This window comes from Dyella jejuensis (assembly GCF_044904675.1).
Classification (GTDB): domain Bacteria; phylum Pseudomonadota; class Gammaproteobacteria; order Xanthomonadales; family Rhodanobacteraceae; genus Dyella_B; species Dyella_B jejuensis.
Genome location: NZ_JADIKJ010000015.1, coordinates 113,698 through 139,432 on the forward strand (window position 1 = coordinate 113,698; position 25,735 = coordinate 139,432).

Consider the following 25,735-nt stretch of genomic DNA (forward strand, 5'->3'; position numbering starts at 1 on the left):
GTCAACTTCCTTTCAATTGCAGTGCCGGCGTGATGCGGCAGGCGCGCCATGCCGGCAGCACCCCCGCCAGCAGGCTGGCGCCAATGGAAAACACGAAGGTGACCAGCAGCATGGCCAGATCCATGTGGGCGAGCTTGGCGTAATCGGCCTGCTGCTGGCGCACCAGCCACAGGCCAAGCATGGCCAGCAGCAGGCCGCCGAAGCCGCCGGCGAGGCCAATCACACCCGACTCCATCAGCAGTTGTCCGAACAGCGCGCGCTGCGACGCGCCCAGCGCCCGGCGCACGCCGAGTTCGCCGGAGCGGCGCATGAATTTGGCCAGCATCAGGCCAACCGTATTGACCAGGCATACCACCAGGAAACCCAGCGCAAGCCATGTTTGCAGCAGGGTGTCGTCGGGCACCACCTGCATGTAATCCAGCCATTGCATGACGTTGCGCAGGCGCACGTTCGGCGGGCGCTCGAAACGCCCCAGCGCGTGCTGGTCGCGCGAATAGTTTTCCAGGAAGGCCTTGTACGCCGCGACGCCGGCCGGGTTGTCCAGTTGTACCCAGAGCTGCAGCCAGGTGCAATTGACGTGCTCGAGATTGTTCGGATCGCCGCCGGAGTCGCCCCAGCAATCCACGCTGCCGTCGTGCTCCATGCGCAAGTCACGCGAGGTCGACAACGGGACGAAGATATCTTCGTCCCGGTTGTAGTAACCCATGTACAGCTCGTAGAAATGCGGATTGGGATGCCAGTTGCCCAGCACGCCGGCAATACGGAACGCCGTGCCCTGCAATTGCAAGGTGCGGCCCACGCTATTGCTGCCGCCGAACAACTTGTCGTTCAGGGCACTGCTGATCACCACCACGCGCGCCTTGGCGTCGTCTTCGGCGACGCCCCAGCCATTGCCGTATTCGAAAGGCACGCCGAACATCGGGAAAAAGTCGGCGCTGGTGTAAAGCGCGCTGGCCTGGAACGCATCGATGTCCGGCTGCGCCGGCTGCAGCGGCACCATGCCGCCGGTCATCAATGCCTGGCGGGTAGCGCGCCTGGCGCGCAGCAGGTTCATGCCGTCGGTCCAGGTGAGTTGCTCCGGCGGCTCCGGATCGGCGCTGAGGCCTTTCATGTCCTGTGGATCGAGCTGCGGGTAATACAGCGATCCGCTGCGCCCTGGCAGCGGATCGCCCGACAGCACGTGCAGCACCGTCAGCGTGGTCATGCTCGCGCCGATGCCTAGCGCAACGGCCAGCACCATCAGCGCGGTCAGCGCGCGGTTTCGCCTGAGGCTGCGAACCGCCAGATCCAAGTAATAACCGAGCATGCCCTGGTCCCCCCGAAGCCCCGATTTCACACCGTGCGCGTGGCGACCACCGGTGGCACGTTGGAAGCGCGTCGCGCCGGCACGAACACCGCGGCCTGCCCCAGCACCATCACCACCGCCAATCCGGCAAGCACGTAGACGATGGGCATGCGATCCATTTCGAAGTTCCTGATCAGCAGCATGTTCAAGCCAATCGCCAGCACAATGCCGACGACCGCGCCGGTGCCGGCGATCAACAGGTTCTCCAGTTGGAAGTAACGCAGGATGTCGATCTTGCGTGCGCCCAGCGCACGCCGCACGCCGATTTGCCGATGGCGCTGGCCGACCCAGAAGCTGGTAAGTCCGACGATACCCGCCGCCGTCACGGCAAGCAGGATCAGGCATACCACCCCCATCAGCACCGCCATGCCGACGTCGGCGCGATAGGCTTCGGCACGGATGTCGGCAAACGACTTGACGCTGTCGTCATCCAGCACGCGCATGGGATCGACCGCATAGAGCGCTCCCGGCACGGCGCGCATCGCCGCCTGCATGCGTCCGGGCTTGGCCCGGACCACGTAGCGCGAGAAATTGGCGTTCAGCCGGACCGGTGCGATGGTCGCGTTCCATACGAAGCTGCTGGCCCAGCTATCCACGGACGGCACCTGCAGGCGCGCCACTTCGCCGATGATGGTGCTCGGCTTGTTGTCACCGTTGAGGTAGATCACCTTGCCCACCGCATTGCCCTGCGGGAACAGCTTGTCCGCCAGCGCCTTGGTGACGATCACGATGTCGGGCTGCGAGTTGTCGCGGAAGCCCTTGTTGACGACGTCCGCGGCAGTGAAATCGCGGCCGGCGATGAGGTGCACGCCCAGCGTAGCCAGGAAGTGTTCGTCGCCGAAGTAATACGTGGTGCGCGCATTGCCCGAACGCATGTCCACCCCAGGCTTGAGCGATGCCGAACCGTTCCAGCTCGAGTTGAGCAAGGGTAGCGAATCGGTCGGCGTTACCGATGCGACATCCGGCAACGCGCGTAGCGCGGCCAGATCCTCGCGCTGCATGACATCCAGTTTTTGCAGGCTGGCCTTGTCATCGCCAGTTGGCGCCCCGACCCATTGCTGCTCGACCATGAAGAGATTGTTCTCGTCCATGCCGGTAGGCCGGCGCACGTGATCGACGCGCGTGTAGATGATGAAGGTGGCATTGCAGACGATCGCCAGCGTCAAGGCGATCTGCAACGCAATGAGTACGACGCCGGCCTTGTGCTTGCGCAACGCGGCGACAATCGGTGGCATGGTCATGGCATCGCTCCTCAGTTTGACTTGAGCTGCAGCGCAGGTTGCACGCGCGAGGCCCGGAAGGTGGGATAAAGACCCGCCAGCATCGTCGCGATGACGGCCACCAGCAGGGTAAGCAGCAGCAAGCCGAGATCCAGGTGCGCCAGCGTTGCGATTTCCTTGGGCAACACCCAGCCCACGCTTTCCACCCCGACCCAGGTCAGCAGCAGCCCGAGCACGCCACCGGTAAGCCCGACGATGCCCGCCTCGGTCAGGAATTGCGTATAGATGGCCAAACGCGGCGCACCCAGCGCGCGCCGCACGCCGATTTCCGAACTGCGGCGCAGGAACTTGGCGAGCAGCAATCCGGCCGTATTCACCAGGCAAACGACCAGCAGGCCCAGGGCCACCACCAGCGAGATCTTGGTGTCGCTGGGCACGACGTGCTCGGAATCGAGCCAATCGTGCAGATCGCGCAGGCGGTTGTTCAGCGGCCAGCTGAAACGTCCGGCGCGTTTCTGGTCAAGGAAATAGCCGTCCAGGTAATCCTTGTAGGCGGTGGCGGCGGCCTTGTCGTCAAGCTCGGCCATATAGGCGATCCACACGCAGGTCGATTGCTGCAGACCAACGAAGCCGGAACCCTGGGGAATTTCCGCGCAATTGGTGTTGCCGTCGTTGGGCATGCCGACGTCGATGGCGCGCTCGAACGGCACGAATACGTCCTCGTGCCCGGTCGTGAAGCCACCGGTATTGACCACGTCGTAGAAGACCGGCTTGGGCGTCCAGTTATTCAGCACGCCGACCACGCGGTAATCCTTGCCGTCGATATTGACCGTCTTGCCTACGCTATTGGCGCCTGCGAACAATTTCTGGTTGATCTCGCCATTGAGCACCACCACCGCGGCACGCTCGGCGTCGTCGGCAGCGCTCCAGCCGCTGCCGTATTTGAACGGCACGTCCAGCATCGGGAAGAATTCGCTGTATACCGCATGGCCACCGACATTGATCGGATGCTTGCTCGCATCCGGCGGCACGATCGAGGGCGAGATGCGATACAGCGCCGACTGGTATTTCGCGCGATGCGCGCGCATCAGGTTGATCGCATCGGTGTAATCCATCGCATCCGGCGGATCATTGTTGTTGCTGCCATCCTGGCGCCCTTTCGGACCCCAGATATCGATCTGCGGTACATACAGCCGCGAGGATTTCCACGGAATCGGATCGCCCGATACCGCACGGAATACCGAATAGCTGGTCATGGAGGCCGCCACCCCGAACGCGATGGCGAGAATCATCAGCACGGTAAGGCCAGGGCTTCGCTTGAGACTTCTTACCGCCAGATCCACGTAATAGCCCAACATGGGGCACCTCCATTGAAAGGAAAACCGGGTATCGCGGATCGGCAATGGAAAACAGCAGGGCCACGCTGCGAGCAGCTTCGCGCCGATGTTTCCATGATTGCCGATTCACCTTCCCACTCATTCACACCGATCGCGTCGCTTCCACCGGCGGCACGTGCGAGGCACGCAACGCCGGCGCCAATACGGCGCCCTGCCCCAGCAGCAACAGCGTCGCCACGCCCAACAGCACGTAACCCGGCGCCAGGCGTTCCATCTCGAACTGCTTCATCAGCCAAAGATTCAGCACCACCGCCAACAGGCCGCCGAGCGTGACGCCAGCCAACCCGATCAACAGGTTTTCGGTAAGGAAATAGCTGAGGATGTCGCGCTGCGTCGCGCCCAGCGCGCGCCGCACGCCGATCTGCTTGCGGCGCTGGCCGACCCAGAAGCTGGTCAGGCCCACGATGCCAGCGCCGGTGATCGCCAGCATGATCATGCTGATGCCGCTCATCAGGATCGCCATGCCGCGATCGCCGCCATAGGCAAGCTGGCGCACTTGCGCAAACGTCTGCACGCCGTCTTTCGGGCTGATCACGCGCATGCGATTGGCGGCATACAGGTCTGCCCGCACCCGGTGAGCGACCGCTTCCAGCTGGCCAGGCTGGGTGCGCAGCACATATTGGGTTATCGGCTCCAGCTGGCGATAAGGCACCAGCGTCGAGTAATCCGCCCATTTGGCAAAGCCGGTATCTACCCACGGCGTGCGCATGCGCTCGACCACGCCGATGATGAGGCTCGGCTTGGCACTGAGATAAGCCACCTTGCCTACTGCCGAGCCATCCGGAAACAGCAGCCGGGCAAGCGCGCTGGTAATGATGATCACGGACGGCTCGACCCGGCCGTGCCGATCGATCTGCCCGATCTCATCGGCGTGGAAGTTGCGGCCGGCCGCCAGCTTCAGGCCGAGCGTGGATAGCGCGTTCGCATCGGCGAAATAGATCGCGGTGCTCGATATGGGTTTCAGCTTGTCCGGCGTATGACCGATACCGTAGGCAATGCCGCCATCGCTCAACGGATAAGTATTGGTGGCATAAACGTTCGCCACGCCGGGAATCTTGCGCAGCGTAGCCAGGTCTTCGGCCATCAAGGCCGCGATCTGGTCCGCGCCGGGCTTGCCCGCCCACTCATTGCCCACCACCAGCAGGTGCGGTTCGTCGATGCCGCTCGGTTGCGCCAGGCGGGCCAGCCGTTGCTGGATGATGAACAATGCATTGCAGACGATCGCCAGCGTCAGCGCGATCTGCATCGCGATCAGCAGGGTGCCTGCCTTGTGGTGCCGGAGCGCGGCGATGATCGGCTTTATCTGCATCGTGGCCGCCTCAGTTCGATTTCAGTTGCCACGCGGGCTGCACGCGCGCGGCACGCCAGGTGGGATAAAACGCGGCCACCACGGTGGCGACTATTGCGCAAAGCAGGGTCAGGCCCACCAGGCTTGCGCTCATATGCGCCAGGCTCGCGATATCAGGCTGGAAAATCAGGCCGATGCTGAGCACGCCAACGCCGGTAAACAACAGGCCCGCCACGCCGCCGGCAACGCCGATCATGGCCGCCTCGGCCAGGAACTGCACCCAGATTTCCCGGCGCGAAGCGCCGAGCGCGCGACGCACACCGATCTCCGCCGAGCGGCGCAAGAATTTGGCCAGCAGCAAGCCCACGGTATTGACCAGGCATACCAGCAGAAAGCCCAGCGACAACAGCAGGGACATGCGCGTTTCGGGTGGAATTACCTTTTCGTGGTCCAGCCACTGCATCAAATTGAACAATTTGGCGTCAGGCGGCCAATTGAAGCGTCCCGCCCGATCCTGCTCGGCGCCATAGCCTTGCAGATAGTTTCGATAGGCGCGCACCGCGGCGCTATCGGGCAGTTCGACCCATAGCGACACCCACGCGCAAGTGGATTGCAGCCAACCCTCCCAGCCGGCGTTATAGCCGGAATTCCCATGGCAATCGTTGTTGCCGGCGGTGTCGGTATGTATATCCACCGCATAGGTAAACGGCAGGAAAAAATCGGGTGGATCGCCGAAGCCATCCGAATTGTTGACATCATAAAAGCGCGGGCGTGGATTGAAGTTCGCCAGCACGCCGATCACGCGGTAATCGTGATCGTCCAGGCGCACCGTGCGGCCTACGCTGTTCGCGCCACCAAACAACTGCCGGTTGAGCTGGTTGCTGATCACGACCACCGGCGCATGCGCATCATCCTGCGCGGCATCCCAGCCGCTACCGTAGAGGAACGGCGCCTGGAACATCGGAAAGAAATCGGCATAGGTGGCATAGCCCAAGACATGCATCGGTTCCCGCCCGGCATCCTGCGGGATAGCGGTATAGGCCACCGGATAGATCGCCGCCTGCCGCGCAGCCCGGTGGTCGCGCATCAAGGCCATGGCGTCGGCGTAGCTGAGCGCATCCGGCAGGTCACGACCTTCGGCGCGGCTTTGCGGACCCCACAGGTCGATGATCGGCACGAACAGCTGGGAGGACTTTTCCGGCAATGGATTGCCGGATACCGCGCGGAATACCGCATAGGTGGTCATCGATGCGGCCACGCCCACACCGATGGCCAGTACCATCAGCGCGGTCAGCAGCGGATTTTTCCGCAGGCTGCGCGCACCCAGGCGCAGATAATAGGCCAGCATATGAATCCGCGATTCCCCACTGTCTTTGGCCGATTGCGCGTTCATGCCGGTCGCGTGGCCTCCACCGGTGACACGCGGGAGGCACGCAACGCCGGCGCGAATACCGCGCTCTGTCCCAACAGCAACAACACGATCGCCGCGACCAGCAGATAGCTGCCCGGCAGATGCTCCATTGCGAAGCGCGCCACCATCCATAAGTTGATACCGACCGCCAGCACAATGCCGACGAACACCCCAGCCGCGCCGATCAGGAAATTCTCGGTCATGAAATAGCTGAGGATGTCGCCGCGCGTCGCGCCCAAAGCGCGGCGCACGCCAATCTGCCGGCGTCTTTGGCCGACCCAGAAACTGGTCAAGCCGACAATGCCCGCGGCAGTGATCGCCAGCAGCACGGCACTGACGATGCCCATCAGGATCGTCATGCCGTAATCACGCTCATACGCCTTGGCGCGGATCTGCGCGAATGTCATCACGCCATCCTTCGGATCGAAGATGCGCAGGCGGTTTTGCGCGAGCAACGTCTTGGGCGCATCGCGCATCGCTGCCGCCAACTGGCCGGGCCGGGCGCGGACCAGGTAATAGGTACCATCGACCGCGATATCCCGCATCGGCACCAGCACGACGTTATACGCATAGGGCGTATCGTCGCTGCCCATCAAGTGCGATTGCAGCGTATCGGTAATGCCGATGATGGTAGAAGGCGTATTGTTGCTCATGGCATAGATCTGCTTGCCGAGCGCATCGCCATCCGGAAACAGTACGTGCGCCAAATCCTTGCTGACGATGATCACCGGCCACGACTTGGTGTCCTGCAGGGACGTCGCCTTGATTTCATCGGGAGTGAAATTGCGCCCCGCGACGAGCCTTACGCCCATCGTGCCGAGCGTATGTTCATCCGAGAGATAGATCGCCGAATCCGTCGTCATCCGCACCTGCTGCGGTTTCATGCGGATGAAGTTGTCCCATCCGCCACCACGCAGCGGATAGCTGTTGAGCGACGTGGCATCCTGCACGCTGCCCAGCTGGCGCAACGCAGTGAGATCGGCCTGAATCTGCACGTCGATGTTGCGATTGGATGAGGTATCCGCCCACATGTTCGAGATGACGAAGAGATTCGATTCCTCCATGCCCGAAGGGCGTTCGACGCGGGCGACGCGCTCGTGAATGATGAACAGCGCGTTGCAGACGATCGCCAGCGTCAACGCGATCTGGAATCCAATCAGCAACGTGCCTGCCTTATGCCGGCGCATTGCGACGAGTATGGGCTTGATCTGGATCATGGTCGCCTCAGTTGGATTTCAGTTGCCACGCCGGCTGCACCTGGGCGGCGCGCCAGGTCGGATAGAACGCGGCAATCACCGTTGCGAACACCGCGACGGCGAGCGTGGTAATCAGCAACGAAAAGTCCAGGTAGGCCAGCTGCGCGATCTCCGGCTCGAACAGCAAGCCGATGCCTTGCATGCCCACGATCGTCAACAACAGACCTAGCGCGCCGCCGGCCAGGCCAATGGCGGCCGCCTCCATCAGGAACTGCGCATACACTTCGCGCCGCGTCGCGCCGAGCGCGCGGCGCACCCCGATTTCCGCCGAACGCTGCATGAATTTGGCGAGCAGCAAACCGATCGTATTGACCAGGCAGATCACGAAGAAGCCGATCGATACGGCTAGTGAAATGCGGCTCTCCGTGGGAACGACCTTATTGAAATCCAACCATTGCAGGACATTGCGCAGGCGCACGTTGGGCGCCCACTGGAAGCGTCCGGCACGCTGCTGGTCCGCCGCGTAGGAGGTAAGGAAATCCCTGTATCGCTGCGCATCGGCCGGACTCGGCAGCTCGACCCAGAACGGAATCCAGGCACACTCGCGATGCAGCCATTCCTCATCGCTTGCAATGTGCATCGGCGCGCCGCCGCAGTTGTTGCGTCCGGACTGAGCGATATTCAGGTCGATGGCGCGATTCAGGTCGACATACAACTGCGGCGGATCGGCGAACTGCATGCCGTCGAACACGTCGTAGTAGCGTGGCTTAGGATCCCAGTGCCCGGTCACGCCGACGATGCGGTAAGTGCGCATGCCTAGCGTTACATCACGGCCGACGCTGTTCGCGCCACCGAAAAGCTTTTGGTTCAGCGCGTCACTGATGACCGTCACCGCGGCATGCGCATCGTCATCGGCCCTGGCCCATGGAGCGCCATATTTGAACGGCACGTCGAACATGGTGAAGAAGTCGGCCGTGGCCGCATAGCCGTCCGCGGTAAAGGGCAGGCCCTGCGCATCATTCGGCAGTACCGACAAGGCGACATCGTAGAACGCGGCTTCGCGCCGAGCCTGGTGGGCGCGCAGCAGCGCCATTGCATCGGTGTAGTTGAGCGCTTCCGGCGGCTCATTGCCGGGCTCGTTGTATTGCGGCCCGCGATTGTCGATTTGCACGTTGTACAGCTGGCCGGATTTCCACGGAATCGGATCGCCCGAAACCACCCGGAACACCGACCAGGTGATCATCGACGCGGCTACGCCGAAGCCGATCGCCATCACCATCAGCGCGGTGAGCACTGGGTTGCGCTTGAGGCTGCGCATGCCGAGCTGGAAGTAATAGGCGAACATGGGTTGGAAAGTCCGATCTCTGGTGAGGTTGTGGCATGGGTGGTCCCTCACCCCGACCCTCTCCCCGGAGGGAGAGGGAGCGGTTGCGTCAGCCGCGAATCTGTCCGGCGGCCGCCGTATAAGCGGTGTGGAAGCGCGGATCTTCGGCCAGATCCACCACCTGGCCGTCGATGATGTGCACGTTGCGCTGCGCGCGCGCGGCAAGTTCCGGATCGTGCGTGACCATCACGATGGTGGCGCCTTCGCGGTGGATTTCTTCCAGCAATTCCAATACGCCGCGGGCCATCTGCGTATCCAGGTTGCCGGTCGGTTCGTCGGCGAGCAGCAGGCGCGGGCTGCCGGCGAGCGCGCGGGCGATGGCGACGCGCTGTTGCTGGCCGCCGGATAACTCGGCCGGATAGTGCTTGGCGCGCGAAGCCAGGCCAACCCGTTCCAGCGCACCCATGATGCGCTCCTTGCGCTCGGGCCCCTTCATGCCACGGTAGCGCAGCGGCACCTCGACGTTGTCGAACACGTTGAGATCGGGAATCAGGTTGAAGGCCTGGAAGATGAAACCGATTTTTTCATTGCGGATCTTCGAGCGCGCGTTGTCGTCGAGCCGGCTGACCTCGATGCCGTCCAGGTGGTATTCGCCGCCGGTGAAGGTTTCCAGCAAACCCGCGATGGTGAGGAACGTGGTCTTGCCCGAACCGGATGGACCGGTGACGGCCACGAACTCGCCTTCCTTGACGTTGATGTTGAAATCGCGAAGCGCGTAGGTTTCCACCACTTCGGTGCGATAGACCTTGGAGAGATGCGTCATCTTCAGCATGAGTTTGTCCTTCGGTTGATGGATGCCCCTCCTCCCGTTCGCAGGAGGAGGCTGGGACGGGGTGAAGGCTTGCCGCAATGGCTCACCCCACCTCAGCCCTCCCCTGCGAGCAAGGGAGGGAGTAACTGTCAGCGGCTGATCACTACCCGCTGCGCGCCTTTGAAGTTGTCGGTGCCGGAAATCACGATGTTGTCGCCTTCCTTGAGGCCATCGAGGATCTCCACTTTGTCGATGCTGCTTTCGCCCGCGCGGATCGGCGTCTTGGTGGCGATGCCATCGCGCACCACGTAGGCATAGCTGCCGCCGGATTCGTCCACGAAGGAACCGCGCTGCACGGTGAGCACGTTCTCGCGATGATCGAGCAGGATGCGCACGGACAGGCGCTGGTTCTGGCGCAGTTGCTTGGGCGTGCTGCCTTCGAAACGCACGCGGGCGGCCACTTCGCCGTTCACCACTTCGGGCGAGATGGCGCTGACCACGCCCTTCCAGGTGTTGTCGTTGCCGCTGATTTCGCCAGTCATGCCGATGGCCAGGTCGCGGGCGAAGCTTTCGGGCACCTTCACTTCCACTTCCAGCGCTGACAAGTCGATGACGCTTAGCAACTGCGCATCCTTGGCGACGGTGGCGCGCTCGGCGATAAACAGCTGGCCCACCTGTCCGTCGACCGGCGAACGCACATTGAGGTTATCGACCTGGCGCTGCAGGTCTTGCACCAGCAGCAGCTGGCGATCGTGCGCGAGCTTCTTCGCCTTGATGTCGAAGACCTGGCTGTCGTTGCCCAGGTTGCGATCGGCCTCGGCATGGCTGAAGGTAATCGATGCCTTGCGCAGCGCGTCGTTGGCGCGATCCACGTCCATCTGCGATACACCGCCCGCCTTGTAGGCCTTTTGATAGCGGTCCAGGTCGCGCGCGGCGGTTTCTTCGTCGATCTTGGCGTTGTCGTACACCTTCTGCATCTGGGACGTCTTCGTGCGTGCGTCGATCTGCGCGCGCAGGTAGTCCACTTCCATCGCGTCGGTGTTGGATTGTTCCTGCGCGAGCTTGTTGAGCAGTTCGGGGCTGTCGATGACCGCCAGCACCTGGCCCTTCTTCACCGTATCGCCGGCGTGCACTTTCAAGGTGACCGCGCCGCCATAGGTGGCGTACAGCGTCGGGCTCACCGCGGCGACCACTTGTCCTTCGGCGGCGATATCGCGCACGAAGGGACCTCGCTGCACGGTGGCGAATGCGAGACGCGAGGCGCTGACGGAGGAATCGGCGGAAAACAGGCGCGCGATGCCCGGCATGAAGATGCCCAGCACGATCACGGCAGCCACCGCCGCGCCGATCCACAACAGCTTCTTCCTGGGATTGGGCTTGACCTGGATCAGGCGATCCTGGGCTGAGGTGTCTCGAATCATGGTGCGTTCCTTGGCCGCGGACAGTGCGGCCCCACACCTGACTCAGCAATCTGCGTGCCAGCGCGAAAGTGGAAGATAATTTCTTTTTAATCAATCACTTACTTAACAATCGCCGGCTCGTGGCGCTGTCCGCGGACACTGGCCGGACAGCGGACAGACGCCGTCCGTTCCAGCGCCTGTTCCCACTATTGGCGTGATCCGCGCTGAGCTGCTTGCTCGCCAGAAGGAAGAGCGGGGGCGTGCACGTCCGTACAAGAGCGCATGATGACGTCGTGCGGCGGGCACAAAGAGCCGCCCTTCGGGTTTAGCGTGGCGCGCGTGGCTCCCACTGCACGTGGCGAGCAGGCAACGCTACTGCGGGCTGCGCGAACAGTTAGTGCGGACAGGGCCCCTGGTTCGTCAGCACGGCCGACTCCGCGTGGGCGATGCGCGCGGCGATCCGGTCGCCCAGCGGCGACAAGCGTGCGGGCCGTCCAGATTCCAGCACGGCGATGCCCGCCAGCTCGCGTAACCGGAACGCGGTCACGCTGGCGCTATCGGGCCGGAACCGGATGACGCCGGCGGACACGGGCGTTCGACGTTCTGGCTCACATGGCGCCATCAGAGCTTCCCACGCGAAGTAATCCGTGTCGGGCAGCAAATGCAGCCGTGCCTGCGTGCGACCGAAGGCATCCATGCATTCGAACCACTCGCGCGGACCATCGTCGGTCACCGCACTGGTGGCCACCAGCCAGCGTGTGTCCAGTAGCGGGGCGAAAGCGCGATGCCCAACCAGCAAGCCGCGCGGCAGGGCCTGCACCGGCGGCTCGCCGGACGCGACATGCAGGTAGAGCACGCTGCCAAGGGCCGGCAGCTTGCGCCACAACGCCAGCGGATGAATTCGCCGGCTGCGGCGCGATACGACTGTCAACGGCGCATGGCGACAAAGCGATGAGGAACGGGCAGCCAACCAGCCGAACATGGCGATCTCCTGAAGATCAGGCTGGCATGCGCCCGGGCGCGCTGGCGGATAGGGGAAGCAGCCTCTCGAACACGAGGGCCGCGATTTACTTGGTGAGGATCAACTTGCCGTTGCGGGTCACGCGCAAGTGGTACTCGCTGCCCAGGTGCTGGATGACCAGTTCGCGCTCGCCGGCCAGCAGGCGCTGGCTGGAAATACGCCGTACCGCGGCGGCTGGCTGGTGGCTTTCCATGCTCGCCAGCATGGGCGATGGCGCAGGACGGGAAAGGGTTAGCGTACCGGTGGTGGACATGGCTCGGCTCCGTCGTCGGGTGACGGATCAAATGATAATAATTCTCATTTAATAGTCAAGCATGCCGACGCGAAGCCGGTTTCCGTCCGGCAAGTGGACATCATCCATCGTCCACTGCGTAGTCCACAGCCCAATGCGCGTCATGATGTGAGCGCTGGTTCGCCCTTCATTCCAGCTCTCCTGCAGCAGGAACAGTCCCTAAGCCAGCGCGCGCTCGATCCGTTCTTTCAAGCCAAGGTCAAAACGCGGCAGCAGTTCCAGGGCGCCGAGATTCTGCTCCAACTGCTCTTTCTTGCTCGCACCGAGCAATACCGTGGAAACGTTGGGATTGGCCAGGCACCAGGCGATCGCCAATTGCGCCGGCGTCGCGCCCAGTTCGGCGGCAATGACCGGTAGCTCGCGAACTTTCTCCACCCGTTCGCCGCCCTCGCCCAGCACCATTTCGCGCAGCCATTCGTAGCCCGGCTGCATAAGGCGCGAGCCCTGCGGCACGCCCTGGCTGTATTTGCCGCTCAGCAGGCCCGACGCGAGCGGCGACCAGATCGTGGTGCCCATGCCGTAGCTGGCATAAAGCGGCGCGTATTCGTGCTCAACCCGTTCGCGATGCAACAGGTTGTACTGCGGCTGTTCCACGACCGGCGCATACATATGCATGGCTTGCGCGATGCGATGCGCTTCATGGATCGCCGTGGCCGGCCATTCGCTGGTGCCCCAGTAAAGCACCTTGCCCTGGCGAACCAACGTATCCATCGCCGCGACGGTTTCCTCGAGCGGCGTTTCGGGATCCGGGCGATGGCAGAAATAAAGATCCAGGTGCCCCACGCGCAGGCGTTCCAGCGCCTGGTTGCAGGCCTCGATCACATGCTTGCGCGACAGGCCGCGCTGGGTCGGCCGCGGTTTTTCCGCCGAGCCGAAGTACACCTTGCTCGACACGCAGTAGCTATCGCGCGGAAAGCGCAGGTCGGCCAATACGTCGCCCATCAGCCGCTCGGCTTCGCCATGGTTGTAGGTTTCGGCGTTGTCGAAAAAATTGATGCCGCGATCCCAGGCCAGCGCCAGCATGTCGCGCGCCTCCGAGCGCCCCACCTGCCGCCCGAAGGTCACCCACGCGCCAAAGGAAAGGGCGGACAATTGCAGGCCGGTACGGCCGAGGCGGCGGTATTGCATGGGAATCTCCTGATCTGCGGCAGCGCCGGATGGATGGTGATCGGCGCCATCTACCGGCGCGTGGATGGAAACCCTTTATTCCACTTTGAAGTCGACGATGCTGCTGTCGAGCGCACCATCGGGATTCTGCAAGCGAAGTACCAAGGCCACGGCGTATTTTTCCAGATAGGCGAGTTTCATTTTGCTGGTCACCATGCCGTTCGTGTCGATGGCCTGGCAGTCCAGTTCGCGCGCCGGACCCTGGATGGCTGCATTCAACGTCGAGGCGCTGTAGCGCTTGCCGCTGTCGCAAACGACCTGTCCCGGATCGCCGAAGGTGGCTCCTCCGGACAGGCCATACAGGTAGGTGAAGTTCATATGGCCGTCCGTGCTCGTGTCGAAGCGCAGCAGCTTGCGCGCCTCGACCACCGGCGGGGCTGCGTCTGCCTCCGCAGGAACGCTTTGGGTAAGGAATGGAAAATAGCCACGGTAATCCAGGTCGAACCGGGTCGTTTTTACCGTGCCGTTGCTGTCTTGCACGGAGGCGATTCGGCGTACCAGTCCATGACCGGCATTTTCCAGCGTGAGCTGCTCCTGGTACACGGCGGGATTGGGTTGATCGGCAGCGGTGTAGGTATCGCGCGTGCGCACGATGATCCGATTGAACGGCACCGGCGCAAGGCCGGCGCGCAGGATGGCGTTCTGCACATCCTTATCCAGCGCTTCCATACTGAAGTGCTGCGCAAAACCTGCCTGTTCGCCCTGCGCGTCACCCGGCGGAGCCGATGGGCCAACCTGGCCGGCAGGCATGCCGTCGGCCAGCCCGGCGTATCCCGCGATCAGCATCGAAGCCAGCACTGGCGCGAAAAACCTGTTCTTCGTGGCAACGCCCATAACGCACCTCCATTGATAGCTTGCAATACCCGCGCGCCACTCAAGTCAGCAGGCGCACGAACAACCAGAGCACGGCCGCGGCGAAAACACCGGCGACCACATCATCGACCATGACGCCCAGTCCGCCTTTCAAATGCCTGTCCAGCCAACGGATCGGCCACGGCTTCCAGACATCGAACAGGCGGAACAGCACGAACCCGGCAACGACAGTCCACCAGGGCGCCAGCAGCACGGGCAGCAAAGCGATCCATTGGCCGATGAATTCGTCCCAGACCAGACTGCGGTGATCATCCACGCGCAAGGCGCGGCCTGCCGCATCACACGCCCACACGCCGATGGCGAAGCCGATCACGATCACCAGCAGGTTGAGCGGCAGCGGCAAGTGACGCAACCACAGCCACGGCAGGATCGCCGCGAGCGAACCGAAGGTACCCTGTGCCAGTGGCGCCAGTCCGGAACCGAAACCGCAGGCCAGCCAACCCGCAGGGGTGGCAAGCAAGGCGCGGCGTTGCGCGGCAGTGAGTGTTTTGCGGTCGCTCATGCGGCGAAATGATCCCAACCTGGGCGAGCAGTTGCCCGCTGGCGCCCGTCGCGATCGCGCACGCAAACGCCCTCGCCTGCCACGATGCGCCCGATCCGGGTGGCGCCGCAACCGAGCCGCGCCAGCTCCGCCTGTGTCGCCGCGAGCTTCTGCGGCGAAACGGTGAAGCACAATTCGTAGTCATCGCCGCCACTGAGCGCGAAGTCGAGCGATGCGTCATCATCGAACCAATCCAGCAAGGCGGACGAACGCGGCAATAAAGACGCATCGATCTGCGCGCCGACCGCGCCGGCGGCGCAGATATGGCCGAGATCGGCCAGCAGACCGTCCGACACATCGATGCATGCGCTGGCGCAATCGCGCAAGGCGAGCCCGGCGGCGATGCGCGGCACGGGACGATTCAAGCGTTCGATCAGCCATGCCGACCGCGGATCGTCTTGGCCGCCCTGCTGCACCAGCCGCAGTCCTGCCGCGGCATCGCCGAGCGTACCGGTGACCATAACGAGATCGCCGACTTGGGCACCCGTGCGCGTGAGCGCCTTGCCCGCCGGTACAAAACCATGCACCGCGACACTGATGGTCAGCGCGCCGCGCGTGGTATCGCCCCCCACCAGCGCAAGGCGATATGGCTGCGCCAATTGCGCGAAGCCGGTGGCGAGGCCATCGATAAAATCCGCATCCGCGTTCGGCAAGGTCAGCGCCAACAGCGCCCATGCTGGCGTCGCACCCATGGCGGCCAGGTCGGAAAGATTGACGGCCAGCGCCTTCCAGCCGATATCCGCGGCGGCAGTGCCGCGCGGAAAATGCACGCCCTCGACCAGCGTATCGATGGCGACAGCCAGTTCCTGGCCGGCAGGCACGGCGAGCAGCGCGGCATCGTCGCCAATCCCCAGGCGCACATCGTCACGCGCCTGGGCGGTGCGTTCGCGGATGCGGTCGATGAGCGAGAATTCCATAAAGCGCTTTTACTCAGTCTCCGCCGTGGAGAGAGTGAAAGGACGGATCAACCGCGCTTCTCGGCCACGCGGACCTGCGCGGCCAGCTTGTCCAGCACGCCGTTGACATAGCTATGCCCATGGTCCGCGCCGAAGCGCTTGGTCACTTCGATCGCCTCGTTGATGATCACGCGGTAGGGCACGTCGGGGCGGAACTTCAATTCGTAGACCGCCAGTCGCAGCGCCGCGCGTTCGATCGGGTCGATCTGCGCCACCTCGCGGTCGATATGCGGCTTGAGCGCCTCATCGATCACCTCGACATGGTTTGCCACGCCGCGCAGCAGGTCCTCGAAGTAGTCCAGGTCGGCCACTTCCATATCCTGTTCGTGGCGGAACTGGTCGATGACGGCGTGCATCGGGCTGCCGCTCATCTGCCATGCGTACAAGGCTTGCAGCGCACGCCTGCGGGCGCGCGAGCGGGCGGCCAGGTCGATACCTTCCGGACGCTGGTTCATTACAGCTTTCCGTACAGGTTGACCATTTCCAGCGCGGCGATGGCGGCGTCGGCGCCCTTGTTGCCGGCCTTGGTGCCGGAGCGCTCGATGGCCTGTTCGATGGTATCGGTGGTGAGCACGCCGAAAGCCACCGGCACGCCGGAACCCAGCGCCGCCTGGGCCAGCGCCTTGGCGCATTCGCCGGCCACGTAGTCGAAATGCGGCGTGGCGCCGCGGATTACCGCGCCCAGCGCGATCACCGCGGCATAGTTGCCTGAATGTGCCAGCTTATGCGCCGCCAAACCGATTTCCCAGGCACCGGGCACGCGGACCAGATCGATGGCGTCGTCGCTTACGCCATGGCGCACCAGCGTATCGCGCGCACCGGCCACCAGCGGTTCGACGACGAAGCCGTTGAAACGGCCCGCGACGATGGCAAAACGGCCCTTGGGCGTGGCGAAATCGCCTTCGATGGTCTTCATGGAGCGTGGATTCCTGATTGAACGGGCGCGGCCGCGCGAGCCGGCTATTTTACGGGTTTGGGCACAAGCCTGCTTGGATCAGCCCATGGACGGCTCATGCGGCTGGCGCAGATGCGGGTAGCCGTTGAATTCCAGGCTGGCCCGCTGGCCCACCACGCGCAATCGCGCCGGCGCGCCGAACGGCAGGGTGAACTTGTCCGGATCGTGTCCGAAGGGCATGCCGGAAAGCACCGGAAGGCGAGCGGTACGGCGGATCTGGGCAAAAGCGTCGGCCAAGTCATAGCCATTGTCGTAGGCAGCGGGACGGCAATGGGTGAAGTCGGCGAGGACCAGCGCCTGCTGTCGCGCCAGCACGCCGGAAAGATGCAGCTGGTACAGCAGGCGTTCGATCCGGAACGGCGGCTCTCCTACATCCTCCACGAACAGAATGCCGCCGTCGATGCGCGGAAAGTAGGGCGTGTCGAGCAAGCTGCACAGCATCGCCAGGTTGCCGCCCCAAAGCGGCCCTTCCACCGCCAGCTCCGCGCTTTCCCCGCACTCCCAGCTCGCGTTGCCTTGCGGTGCGCTGAGGGTGCGCCAGAAGTGCCGCCAGGTCAGCGGACTCAGTTTGACCGGGCCAAAATCCGGACCGAGCATCGGCCCACCGAACGTCACCAGTCCAGACTTCGCGTACAACGCCATTTGCAAAGCCGTGAAATCGCTGTGGCCGACCAGCGCCATTGGCTGGCCGGCAAGGCGTTCGCGCAACGCCGCGTAATGCACATGTTCCAGCAGGCGCGTCACGCCATAGCCGCCGCGGATGGACAAGGCGATGTCCGGCAGCGCATCGAGCGCAGCCAGGCTGTTGATGTCCGCAACGCGCTGCGCATCGCTGCCGGCATAGCGCAACGCGAGGCGATCGAGCACCTCCCCGCCTTCCACCATGCATCCGGCATCGCGCAGGCGCGCCACGCCGCGCGCCATGGCGTCACGATCGTGCGGATAGCCAGAGGGAGCGATCAAGCGTATGCGGCAGGAATGATTGGCCTGCATCGGTTCTTCCTGGTTCTCTTTTCCCATCATGAGGACACGGATCAGCGCTGCTTTTTTACGGAGCCATGCTTGCCGCAGCGACCGTCGCCTGGCCGTGCAATACGAAATCGCGCGAGGAATGGCCAACCTGGATCGGATAGCTGCCCGCGGCAATCTGCCAGCGATGTCCCGTTACGTCAAAGACGGCGAGCAAGCGCGGATCGATGGTGATGGATACCGTGCGGCTCTGGCCCGGCTGCAGCGCGACCTTCTGGAATCCGGCCAGCCGTCGCGGCGCCTCCCCGCTGTTGGCGGGCATCTGCACATATACCTGTGGCGTATCCATGCCAGCACGCGCGCCGAGGTTGCTGACCTTGAACGTCAACGTGACGCGGTCACCCTGCGTGTCGATGTGCAGGTCGGTGTAGTCGAAGCGGCTGTACGAGAGGCCGAAGCCGAACGGGAACAGCGGCTGCAAATGCTTTTCGTCGTACCACTTGTAGCCAACCGCCGCGCCTTCGATGTTGTAGTCCACCTGTTGCGCGTTGGTGATCTGCGGGCGCGGCAATTGCTGCTCATCCTGCGGGAAGGTGATAGGCAGGCGTCCGGAAGGATTCACCCTGCCGGCAAGCACGTTGGCGATGGCCTCGCCGCCGCGCGCACCCGGATACCAGGCCTCCACCACCGCGCTGGCTTTCGATAACCAAGGCATCTTCACCGGACCGCCGTTCTCCAGCACCACCACGGTATGCGGATTGGTCGCGGTCACCGCATCGATCAGATCGTCCTGTTTGTCCGGCAGGGAAAGATTTGGCTGGTCGACGCCTTCGCAGGTCCATTGCGTGGCGAACACGATGGCGACGTCAGCGGATTTCGCCAGCGCCGCGGCGCGTACCGGATCGCTGCCGTCGGCATAGCTCACGTTTGCGTCCGGCAACAGTTTCTGCAGCGCTTTCAGCGGCGAAGAAGGATCGTAGACTTGCCACTGCCAATCCGGCCCTTTCACCGCCGGTATGGCCGGGCCGCCGATCGGCCATACCTGCGCGGAACCGCCGCCGGACAGCACGCCCGCATCGGCATGGCCGCCGATGATCGCCACGGTTTTGATATCGGTCTTCAACGGCAGTTGCGCGTGCTCGTTCTTGAGCAACACGATCGCCTGTTCGGCGGCGTGCTGCGAAACCAGTGCGTCGGTCTGGACTTGCAATGGCTTGATCACGGGCGGGTGATCGAACAATCCCACCGCGTACATCGAGCGCAAGATGCGGTGGACCATGTCCTCAAGCCGGCTGCGCGGAATCTCGCCCTTGGCGATGGCCTGCATCAGCGGTGCGCCGAAGGTGCTGCTGGCATTGCCGAGGCTGGCGCCGGTAACGAGATCGACCCCGGAGACCTGGTCGGTACCGGCCATCGCATCCATCACGCCATGGTCGGCGCCCCAATCGGTCATCACCCAGCCCGGATAGTGCCAGTCGCCTTTGAGGATGTCGTCCAGCAGATGCTTGTTGGAGCAATCCCACACGCCGTTGACCTTGTTGTAGCCGCACATTACCGAACCGGGATGGCCGTCTTCGATCGCCAGTTCGAAGGCCAGCAGGTCCGACTCGCGCATCGCGCGCTCATCGATATTCGAGCTGACAGTGAGACGGTTGGTCTCCTGGTCGTTCAACGCATAATGCTTGATGGTGGACAGCACGTGCTGCGATTGGATGCCGCGGATTTCCGCGCCGTCGATGCGCGCGGCCAGCAGCGGATCTTCGCCGAGGTATTCGAAATTGCGGCCGTCGCGCGGCTCGCGCGTGAGGTTGATGCCGCCCGCCAACAGTACGTTGATGCCCTGCGCGTGCGCCTCGCCAGCGATCATGCGCCCGCCGTCGTAGGCGACCTGCGGATTCCAGGTGGCGGCCAATCCAAGCAACGACGGCAACGGCGTGGCGTTGCCGGCTTCGCCGCGCACGTGGTTGGGCTGCTTGCCCGGGCCCGCATCCAGCGGATAGTTATGCACGCCGATGCCCGCGTCGTTTTCCTGCAAGGCAGGAACGCCGAGCCTGGGCAGCGCCGGCACGTAGCCGGCCGTGCCGATGCCGCCGGGCGGCTGCTGCGGAAGCATGGTGTTGAAGCTTTGCACCATGTGGTGCAGGTCATCCAGCGACATGCGTTGCTGCAATGTCGTGGCGCGCTGGTCCGGCGACGAGGTGGTTTGATCCGCGAACGCCGCCGGCAGGCAAGCCAGCGAAAGCGCCGTGTAAAGGACAGTTCGCGCGACGGCGCTGGTGCGTGGCGAATCGATGCGCTTCATCCTTATTCCTCTGGCAAGTTCGATCGACAGAGAATGCCATGAATTTGCGCGTCGGGCGGCGCTGCGCCCCCGGTTCCGGCAGGCGTCAAGGTGACATCATTCGGCGTGTTCGATGACCTCCAGGCCGAATCCGGTCAAGCCGACCAGCTTGCGCGGCGTACCCAGCACGCGCAGGCGATGCACGCCCAGATCGGTAAGGATTTGCGCGCCCAATCCGTGCTGGCGCCATTCATGCTGCTGCATCTCCTCGGGTGCCTGCGCGACGGGTTGCCGGCGCAGGCGGCGCAACAGCGCGTCGGGCGTGTCCTCGCCGGAAAGCACCACCAGCACGCCCCGGCCTTCATCGGCAATGCGGCGCAGCGCGGAAGTGACGGTCAGGCCCAAGTCTTCGCGCTGCAGATGCAATACATCGGACAAGGTGTTGCGCACATGCACGCGCGCAAGCACCGGCGCGCCATCATCCACGCTGCCGCGCACCAGCGCGAAATGCAGGCCGTGCCGGATCGCATCGCGATACGCCACCAGCCGGAACGGGCCAAACTCGGTCTGCACCTCTTCCTCGTGCGCGCGTTGCACGGTTTTTTCGGTTTCCAGCCGGTAGCGGATCAAGTCGGCGATGGAGCCGATCTTGAGGCCATGTTTTTGGGCGAAAACTTCCAGCTCCGGACGGCGCGCCATCGAGCCGTCTTCGTGCAGCACTTCGATCAGCACGGCCGCCGGCTCAAGCCCGGCCAGCGCGGCGAGATCGCAGCCCGCTTCGGTATGTCCGGCGCGTGTGAGCACGCCACCGGCTTGTGCGGTGAGCGGGAAAATATGGCCGGGCTGCGACAAATCCTGCGGCCTGGCATCGGCCTTCACCGCCACCTGGATGGTGCGCGCGCGGTCGTGCGCGGAAATGCCGGTGGTGACGCCTTCGGCCGCTTCGATCGATACCGTGAAATTGGTGTGATACGGCGAGGTGTTGTCGCTCACCATCGGGCGCAGGCCCAGTTGGCGCGTGCGTTGCTCGGTAAGCGTAAGGCAGACCAGGCCGCGCGCCTCGCGCACCATGAAGTTGATATCTTCCGGCCGCACCATCTGCGCGGCCATGATCAGGTCGCCCTCGTTCTCGCGATCTTCGTCATCGAGGATGACCACCATGCGGCCGGCGCGGATGTCCTGGAGGATTTCGGGAATGGTGTTGAATGACATGGGTGTACCTTGAAAAGTGCGGTGATGCGCGCCTGCTGCTCGCTCTCATGGTTGCGGGCAGCGCGCGTCCGGTTATCGGGAAAAACAAAGCTGGATGCGGTTGGCGAAGGAATCCCGGGCAAGGCGCTCAGGCAAAACCATGCTGCTTGAGAAAGGCCTCATCGATGCGCGGCGCTTCGCCGCTGCCCAGCAACCGCTCGATATAGCGCGCGACCACATCCACTTCGATGTTCACGGCATCGCCCGCGCGGCGCGCATGGAAGGCAGTGTGTTCCACCGTGTGCGGAATCAGGTTCACGCCGAAGCGCTGGCCGCTCACTTCGTTGACAGTGAGGCTGGTGCCATCGATGCAGATGGACCCTTTCGACGCGATATAGCGCGCCAGCGCGGGCGGCACGTCGAAGGTCCAGCGTTGCGAACGGCCGTCCGGCGCCATGGAAACGACCTTGCCCACGCCATCGACGTGGCCGGAAACGAGGTGTCCACCCAGGCGATCGGCCAGACGCAGTGCCTTCTCCAGGTTGACCGGATCGCCGGCCTTGTGCCTGCCCAAGGTGGTGAGCGACAAGGTTTCGTTGGAGACGTCGGCGGCGAAGCCGCGCGCCGCCAGCGTCACCGCGGTCAGGCAGACGCCTGACACGGCGATACTGTCGCCCAGTTGCACATCGGACAGATCGAGACCGGCGGTATCGACGTGCAGCCGCACGTCACCGCCACGCTGCTCCAGGCGCGCGATGCGGCCCACGCTTTGGATGATGCCGGTAAACATCAGCGCACCTCCACGGAGAAGGCGGGCGAGACTTGGAAAAGACAGGTAAGCATGAACGTTCTCCACGCAAGCATGTGGGAACGTCCCAAGGCATGGCGCGCGCACACCGCTTGCGCGATGCGTGCCGCCGTCTTCTTTCATCCGGACTGTGCGCCATGGCGATGAGCCGCTGTGGCGTGAACCGTCGGCTCCGGCATTCGACCGGATCTGCTGACCTTCCGATGGAGCCGGAAGCGCTCGCGGGCTCGTGCCTTGCGGCACCTACCGCCGGTGGGGAATTTCGCCCCGCCCTGAAGACGTTGGTTATGCCGGACCAGCCGGCCGGCGCAGTTTAGCACCGGCCAGACCGGTCATCCGCCCCGGCCGGTGGATGCAGCGTTCACCGCTGCGGACGCAGCCGCAGCCGCCAGTCCTCGCCCACTTGCCGCTGATCGATGGTCCGCAGCCGCCAGCGGGCGGCCATTTCGGCAAGCGGCGGCAGGTGCATCAGCGGCCGCGCGCTGTCGCCCAGCATGACCGGAGCGACATACAGCAGCAGTTCGTCGGCCAGTCCCGCCGCGAACAACGCACCGCACAAGGTGGGGCCGGCCTCGACGTGCAATTCGCTGCAACCGCGTTCGGCGAGCAAGGCCAGGACCGCCTGCATATCCAGCCTTCCATCGTGTTCGGCGATGGCGATGGGCTCCACGCGCTCGAAACGACCATCGGCCATCGGCGCGGCAGCACCATGCAGCAGCAGGGTCGGCACTTGGCCGTCCAGGACATGGCTGCCCGCGGGTGTGCGGAGGTGGCGATCGAGGATCACGCGCATCGGCGGCGTGAATGGGGTGTCGTCCAGCCGGACCGTAAGCCAGGGATCGTCCGCCAGCACGGTGCCGATGCCGGTGAGGATGGCCGAACTGCGCGCTCGCCAATGCTGCACATCCATGCGCGCCGCCGCACCGGTGATCCATTTCGACTCGCCGTTGGCCAAGGCGGTGCGACCGTCCAGGCTCATCGCCAACTTCACGCGCACCCAGGGCCGCTGGCGCTCGATACGGCTGAAAAAACCAATATTGAGCTCCCGCGCCGCCTCTTGCATCAGGCCGCACTCCACCGCGATACCGGCCGCGCGCAGTTGCCCGATGCCGCGTCCTGCAACCTGCGGGAACGGATCGTTCACGGCGATCACTACGCGGGCGACGCCAGCGGCGACCAGCGCGTCGGCGCAGGGTGGCGTGCGGCCATGATGCGCGCAAGGCTCCAGCGTGACATAGGCGGTAGCGTCGCGTGCACGCGCGCCGGCTTCACGCAACGCATGCACTTCCGCATGCGGTCCGCCGGCTCGCTCGTGCCAGCCCTGCCCTACGACCTGCTCGCCATGCGTCACGACACAGCCGACCCGCGGATTAGGTTGCGTGGTGTATAGCCCCCGCTCGGCCAGCCGCAGGGCCTGCGCCATATGGGCGGCGTCGACGGCGGCGCGGGTCATGGAAGGATCTGAATATCGATATGCATGATGCTCAGTGTGCGTGATCGACCGCCATTTGTCGCGCCGGCGAGGACGGGAGTACGCTCGAAGTCTTGTAATTTACTGCCGGAAAAACAGCCATGATCTACGACAGCATTCTCGACACCATCGGCAATACTCCGATCGTCCGCCTGCACCGCGTGGCACCCGCGCACGTCACGCTTTATACGAAAGTGGAGGCGTTCAATCCCGGCGGCTCGGTCAAGGATCGCCTGGCCATCGCCGTGATTCTCGACGCGGAAAAGAAGGGCTTGCTCAAACCCGGCGATACGGTGGTCGAGGCGACCTCCGGCAATACCGGCGTTGCGCTGGCGATGGTCTGCGCCGCGCGCGGCTACAAATTCGTGGCGACGATGACCGAAACGTTCTCGGTCGAACGCCGCAAGCTGATGCGTGCCTACGGCGCGAAGGTGATCCTCACGCCTGCCGCCGAACGCGGCAGCGGCATGGTCAAGCGCGCCGAGGCGCTGGCCGAGAAACATGGCTGGTTCCTGCCCCGGCAATTCCAGAATCCGGCCAATCCCGCTTATCACCGCAGCACCACCGCGGCGGAAATCCTGCGCGATTTTGCCGGCAAGCGGCTGGATGCCTTCGTCACCGGCTGGGGCACTGGCGGCACGCTCACCGGCGTCGGCGAAATGCTCAAGCTGGCCCGCCCGGACGTGAAGATCGTGGCCTCCGAACCGGCCGGCGCGTCGCTGCTGGGCGATCAGCCGTGGCAACCGCACAAGATCCAGGGCTGGACGCCGGATTTCGTGCCCGAGGTGCTCAACCGGAACGTATTCGACCTGGACCTGCCGGTCGATGACGTGCTCGCCCGCGACACCTCACGCCGGCTGGCGAAGGAAGAAGGGATCTTCGTCGGCATTTCGGCCGGCGCCACGGTAGCCGCCGCGCTGAAGTACGCGGAAACGGCCGAACAAGGCAGCGTGATCCTCGCCATGCTGCCGGATACCGGCGAGCGTTATCTGTCTACTTTCCTGCTCGAAGGCGTGGAGGAAGGATCGGACGAGGCCTGGCTGGAGAGTCTGGGTTAGGCGTTATCGCCTATTTCCCTGGGAGAGGAAGAAAAAAAAGCGATGCGCCTGTGGGTTTTGCCCCCTCTCCCCGCCGGGGAGAGGGCTGGGGTGAGGGGCCAGTCGAAGCGCGAGCTGGACGCCCCCTCATTCGCAACCGACGCAACGAACGATTCCATCACCGCGAACTCCCGGCACGCATGCGCACCCGGGAAGAACGCAGCCATCATCAGCTCTTGCGATGATGACGCTTCGCCGCCGCGGCTTCGCCAAGCAAGGACAGCTGCAGGTTTTCCAGACCGGGCAGGTCGCGCTCCAGCTTTTCGATTTCCTCGCGGAACGCATGCACGTCTTCGAACTTGCGATAGACCGAAGCAAAGCGCACATACGCCACCTGGTCCAGCTTCTTCAGTTCGCGCATGACCAGTTCGCCGACCTGGCGCGACGGCACTTCGCGCTCGCCGCTCTTGCGCAGATCGTCGATCACGGCCCGCACTGCCGCGTCCACGTCATGGCTGGCCACCGGCCGCTTTTGCAAGGCGCGCTCGAAGCTGGTGCGCAACTTGCGTTCGTCGAAGCTCTCGCGTCGTTCCCCGCTTTTTACGATCGCCGGCAGTTTCAACTCCGCCGTCTCGAAGGTATTGAAGCGCTCGCCGCACTGCGGGCATTCGCGCCGGCGGCGCACGGTCGCGCCATCGTCGGCCAGGCGTGAATCGATCACGCGGGTATCTTCATGCTGGCAGAAAGGACAATGCATCAGCAGGACTCGCAACCCGGCATC

24 protein-coding genes and 1 riboswitch are annotated in these 25,735 nt (G+C 63.9%); of the genes, 1 reads left to right on the plus strand and 23 read right to left on the minus strand.

The genetic code is table 11. The features are described from left to right. Position 1: 1 nt before the first annotated feature. From ISP15_RS13730 to ribD, 22 genes are all read right to left on the minus strand, one after another. Entirely contained in the window at positions 2-1,306 is a 1,305-nt protein-coding gene (locus ISP15_RS13730) for an ABC transporter permease (RefSeq protein WP_404548157.1), read from the minus strand. Between the two features lie 26 nt (positions 1,307-1,332). Beyond that, on the minus strand, positions 1,333-2,586 hold the full coding sequence (locus tag ISP15_RS13735) for an ABC transporter permease (protein ID WP_404548159.1): 1,254 nt from the start codon (positions 2,584-2,586) through the stop codon (positions 1,333-1,335). 11 nt (positions 2,587-2,597) lie between these two features. Further along, complete coding sequence (locus tag ISP15_RS13740; RefSeq protein WP_404548161.1) at positions 2,598-3,923, minus strand: ABC transporter permease; 1,326 nt, start codon at positions 3,921-3,923, stop codon at positions 2,598-2,600. 121 nt (positions 3,924-4,044) lie between these two features. Then, positions 4,045-5,271, minus strand: coding sequence for an ABC transporter permease (locus ISP15_RS13745; RefSeq protein ID WP_404548163.1), 1,227 nt, complete (start codon positions 5,269-5,271; stop codon positions 4,045-4,047). 10 nt (positions 5,272-5,281) lie between these two features. Further along, on the minus strand, positions 5,282-6,598 hold the full coding sequence (locus ISP15_RS13750; protein ID WP_404548165.1) for an ABC transporter permease: 1,317 nt from the start codon (positions 6,596-6,598) through the stop codon (positions 5,282-5,284). Between the two features lie 41 nt (positions 6,599-6,639). Further along, positions 6,640-7,878: an ABC transporter permease gene (locus tag ISP15_RS13755; protein ID WP_404548167.1), complete on the minus strand. Its 1,239-nt coding sequence runs from the start codon at positions 7,876-7,878 to the stop codon at positions 6,640-6,642. Between the two features lie 7 nt (positions 7,879-7,885). Then, a complete protein-coding gene (locus ISP15_RS13760; RefSeq protein WP_404548169.1) occupies positions 7,886-9,202 on the minus strand; it encodes an ABC transporter permease in 1,317 nt (438 codons plus the stop codon). 88 nt (positions 9,203-9,290) lie between these two features. After that, entirely contained in the window at positions 9,291-10,013 is a 723-nt protein-coding gene (locus ISP15_RS13765; protein ID WP_404548171.1) for an ABC transporter ATP-binding protein, read from the minus strand. Between the two features lie 128 nt (positions 10,014-10,141). Next, positions 10,142-11,413 carry an efflux RND transporter periplasmic adaptor subunit gene (locus tag ISP15_RS13770; protein ID WP_404548173.1) on the minus strand — a complete coding sequence of 424 codons (1,272 nt, stop codon included), beginning with the start codon at positions 11,411-11,413 and terminating at the stop codon, positions 10,142-10,144. Between the two features lie 373 nt (positions 11,414-11,786). Further along, positions 11,787-12,374, minus strand: coding sequence for a hypothetical protein (locus tag ISP15_RS13775; protein ID WP_404548175.1), 588 nt, complete (start codon positions 12,372-12,374; stop codon positions 11,787-11,789). 85 nt (positions 12,375-12,459) lie between these two features. Beyond that, positions 12,460-12,666 (minus strand): hemin uptake protein HemP, encoded by a 207-nt coding sequence (gene hemP, locus ISP15_RS13780; protein ID WP_404548177.1) that lies wholly within the window; start codon positions 12,664-12,666, stop codon positions 12,460-12,462. A 198-nt stretch (positions 12,667-12,864) separates the two neighbouring features. Beyond that, the gene (locus ISP15_RS13785) at positions 12,865-13,833 is read right to left on the minus strand and encodes a potassium channel beta subunit family protein (protein ID WP_404548179.1); all 969 of its coding nucleotides are present in this window, start codon (positions 13,831-13,833) and stop codon (positions 12,865-12,867) included. Between the two features lie 75 nt (positions 13,834-13,908). Further along, positions 13,909-14,706 (minus strand): hypothetical protein, encoded by a 798-nt coding sequence (locus ISP15_RS13790; RefSeq protein WP_404548181.1) that lies wholly within the window; start codon positions 14,704-14,706, stop codon positions 13,909-13,911. 40 nt (positions 14,707-14,746) lie between these two features. Continuing rightward, on the minus strand, positions 14,747-15,247 hold the full coding sequence (locus ISP15_RS13795; RefSeq protein ID WP_404548183.1) for a phosphatidylglycerophosphatase A family protein: 501 nt from the start codon (positions 15,245-15,247) through the stop codon (positions 14,747-14,749). Beyond that, a complete protein-coding gene (gene thiL, locus ISP15_RS13800; protein WP_404548185.1) occupies positions 15,244-16,203 on the minus strand; it encodes a thiamine-phosphate kinase in 960 nt (319 codons plus the stop codon). Before thiL ends, ISP15_RS13795 begins: the two co-directional genes overlap by 4 nt. Positions 16,204-16,250: 47 nt before the next feature. Beyond that, positions 16,251-16,697, minus strand: coding sequence for a transcription antitermination factor NusB (nusB, locus tag ISP15_RS13805; protein WP_404548186.1), 447 nt, complete (start codon positions 16,695-16,697; stop codon positions 16,251-16,253). After that, positions 16,697-17,158 (minus strand): 6,7-dimethyl-8-ribityllumazine synthase, encoded by a 462-nt coding sequence (gene ribH / locus ISP15_RS13810; RefSeq protein WP_404548188.1) that lies wholly within the window; start codon positions 17,156-17,158, stop codon positions 16,697-16,699. Before ribH ends, nusB begins: the two co-directional genes overlap by 1 nt. Before the next feature lie 78 nt (positions 17,159-17,236). Further along, positions 17,237-18,190: a muramoyltetrapeptide carboxypeptidase gene (gene ldcA / locus ISP15_RS13815; protein WP_404548190.1), complete on the minus strand. Its 954-nt coding sequence runs from the start codon at positions 18,188-18,190 to the stop codon at positions 17,237-17,239. A gap of 55 nt (positions 18,191-18,245) precedes the next feature. After that, complete coding sequence (locus ISP15_RS13820; RefSeq protein ID WP_404548191.1) at positions 18,246-20,468, minus strand: beta-glucosidase family protein; 2,223 nt, start codon at positions 20,466-20,468, stop codon at positions 18,246-18,248. A gap of 96 nt (positions 20,469-20,564) precedes the next feature. After that, positions 20,565-21,659, minus strand: a complete 1,095-nt coding sequence (gene ribBA, locus ISP15_RS13825; protein ID WP_404548192.1) for a bifunctional 3,4-dihydroxy-2-butanone-4-phosphate synthase/GTP cyclohydrolase II — start codon at positions 21,657-21,659, stop codon at positions 20,565-20,567. A gap of 127 nt (positions 21,660-21,786) precedes the next feature. Further along, positions 21,787-22,428, minus strand: coding sequence for a riboflavin synthase (locus tag ISP15_RS13830; RefSeq protein WP_404548193.1), 642 nt, complete (start codon positions 22,426-22,428; stop codon positions 21,787-21,789). 125 nt (positions 22,429-22,553) lie between these two features. Further along, a riboswitch (FMN riboswitch) is annotated at positions 22,554-22,730 on the minus strand. A 77-nt stretch (positions 22,731-22,807) separates the two neighbouring features. Next, positions 22,808-23,899 (minus strand): bifunctional diaminohydroxyphosphoribosylaminopyrimidine deaminase/5-amino-6-(5-phosphoribosylamino)uracil reductase RibD, encoded by a 1,092-nt coding sequence (ribD, locus tag ISP15_RS13835; RefSeq protein ID WP_404548194.1) that lies wholly within the window; start codon positions 23,897-23,899, stop codon positions 22,808-22,810. A 119-nt stretch (positions 23,900-24,018) separates the two neighbouring features. Between ribD and cysK the strand changes: the two genes are divergently transcribed. Beyond that, positions 24,019-24,975 carry a cysteine synthase A gene (gene cysK / locus ISP15_RS13840; protein WP_404548195.1) on the plus strand — a complete coding sequence of 319 codons (957 nt, stop codon included), beginning with the start codon at positions 24,019-24,021 and terminating at the stop codon, positions 24,973-24,975. Positions 24,976-25,183: 208 nt separating this feature from the next. Here the strand turns inward: cysK and nrdR are convergent, their stop codons facing one another. After that, positions 25,184-25,711 carry a transcriptional regulator NrdR gene (nrdR, locus tag ISP15_RS13845; RefSeq protein WP_404548196.1) on the minus strand — a complete coding sequence of 176 codons (528 nt, stop codon included), beginning with the start codon at positions 25,709-25,711 and terminating at the stop codon, positions 25,184-25,186. Positions 25,712-25,735: the final 24 nt, after the last annotated feature.

Coding starts and splice junctions, on each gene's coding strand:
- ISP15_RS13730 (WP_404548157.1), bottom strand. CDS start 1,306: ATGCTCGGTTATTACTTGGATCTGGCGGTTCGCAGCCTCAGGCGAAAC.
- ISP15_RS13735 (WP_404548159.1), bottom strand. CDS start 2,586: ATGACCATGCCACCGATTGTCGCCGCGTTGCGCAAGCACAAGGCCGGC.
- ISP15_RS13740 (WP_404548161.1), bottom strand. CDS start 3,923: ATGTTGGGCTATTACGTGGATCTGGCGGTAAGAAGTCTCAAGCGAAGC.
- ISP15_RS13745 (WP_404548163.1), bottom strand. CDS start 5,271: ATGCAGATAAAGCCGATCATCGCCGCGCTCCGGCACCACAAGGCAGGC.
- ISP15_RS13750 (WP_404548165.1), bottom strand. CDS start 6,598: ATGCTGGCCTATTATCTGCGCCTGGGTGCGCGCAGCCTGCGGAAAAAT.
- ISP15_RS13755 (WP_404548167.1), bottom strand. CDS start 7,878: ATGATCCAGATCAAGCCCATACTCGTCGCAATGCGCCGGCATAAGGCA.
- ISP15_RS13760 (WP_404548169.1), bottom strand. CDS start 9,202: ATGTTCGCCTATTACTTCCAGCTCGGCATGCGCAGCCTCAAGCGCAAC.
- ISP15_RS13765 (WP_404548171.1), bottom strand. CDS start 10,013: ATGCTGAAGATGACGCATCTCTCCAAGGTCTATCGCACCGAAGTGGTG.
- ISP15_RS13770 (WP_404548173.1), bottom strand. CDS start 11,413: ATGATTCGAGACACCTCAGCCCAGGATCGCCTGATCCAGGTCAAGCCC.
- ISP15_RS13775 (WP_404548175.1), bottom strand. CDS start 12,374: ATGTTCGGCTGGTTGGCTGCCCGTTCCTCATCGCTTTGTCGCCATGCG.
- hemP (WP_404548177.1), bottom strand. CDS start 12,666: ATGTCCACCACCGGTACGCTAACCCTTTCCCGTCCTGCGCCATCGCCC.
- ISP15_RS13785 (WP_404548179.1), bottom strand. CDS start 13,833: ATGCAATACCGCCGCCTCGGCCGTACCGGCCTGCAATTGTCCGCCCTT.
- ISP15_RS13790 (WP_404548181.1), bottom strand. CDS start 14,706: ATGGGCGTTGCCACGAAGAACAGGTTTTTCGCGCCAGTGCTGGCTTCG.
- ISP15_RS13795 (WP_404548183.1), bottom strand. CDS start 15,247: ATGAGCGACCGCAAAACACTCACTGCCGCGCAACGCCGCGCCTTGCTT.
- thiL (WP_404548185.1), bottom strand. CDS start 16,203: ATGGAATTCTCGCTCATCGACCGCATCCGCGAACGCACCGCCCAGGCG.
- nusB (WP_404548186.1), bottom strand. CDS start 16,697: ATGAACCAGCGTCCGGAAGGTATCGACCTGGCCGCCCGCTCGCGCGCC.
- ribH (WP_404548188.1), bottom strand. CDS start 17,158: ATGAAGACCATCGAAGGCGATTTCGCCACGCCCAAGGGCCGTTTTGCC.
- ldcA (WP_404548190.1), bottom strand. CDS start 18,190: ATGCAGGCCAATCATTCCTGCCGCATACGCTTGATCGCTCCCTCTGGC.
- ISP15_RS13820 (WP_404548191.1), bottom strand. CDS start 20,468: ATGAAGCGCATCGATTCGCCACGCACCAGCGCCGTCGCGCGAACTGTC.
- ribBA (WP_404548192.1), bottom strand. CDS start 21,659: ATGTCATTCAACACCATTCCCGAAATCCTCCAGGACATCCGCGCCGGC.
- ISP15_RS13830 (WP_404548193.1), bottom strand. CDS start 22,428: ATGTTTACCGGCATCATCCAAAGCGTGGGCCGCATCGCGCGCCTGGAG.
- ribD (WP_404548194.1), bottom strand. CDS start 23,899: ATGACCCGCGCCGCCGTCGACGCCGCCCATATGGCGCAGGCCCTGCGG.
- cysK (WP_404548195.1), top strand. CDS start 24,019: ATGATCTACGACAGCATTCTCGACACCATCGGCAATACTCCGATCGTC.
- nrdR (WP_404548196.1), bottom strand. CDS start 25,711: ATGCATTGTCCTTTCTGCCAGCATGAAGATACCCGCGTGATCGATTCA.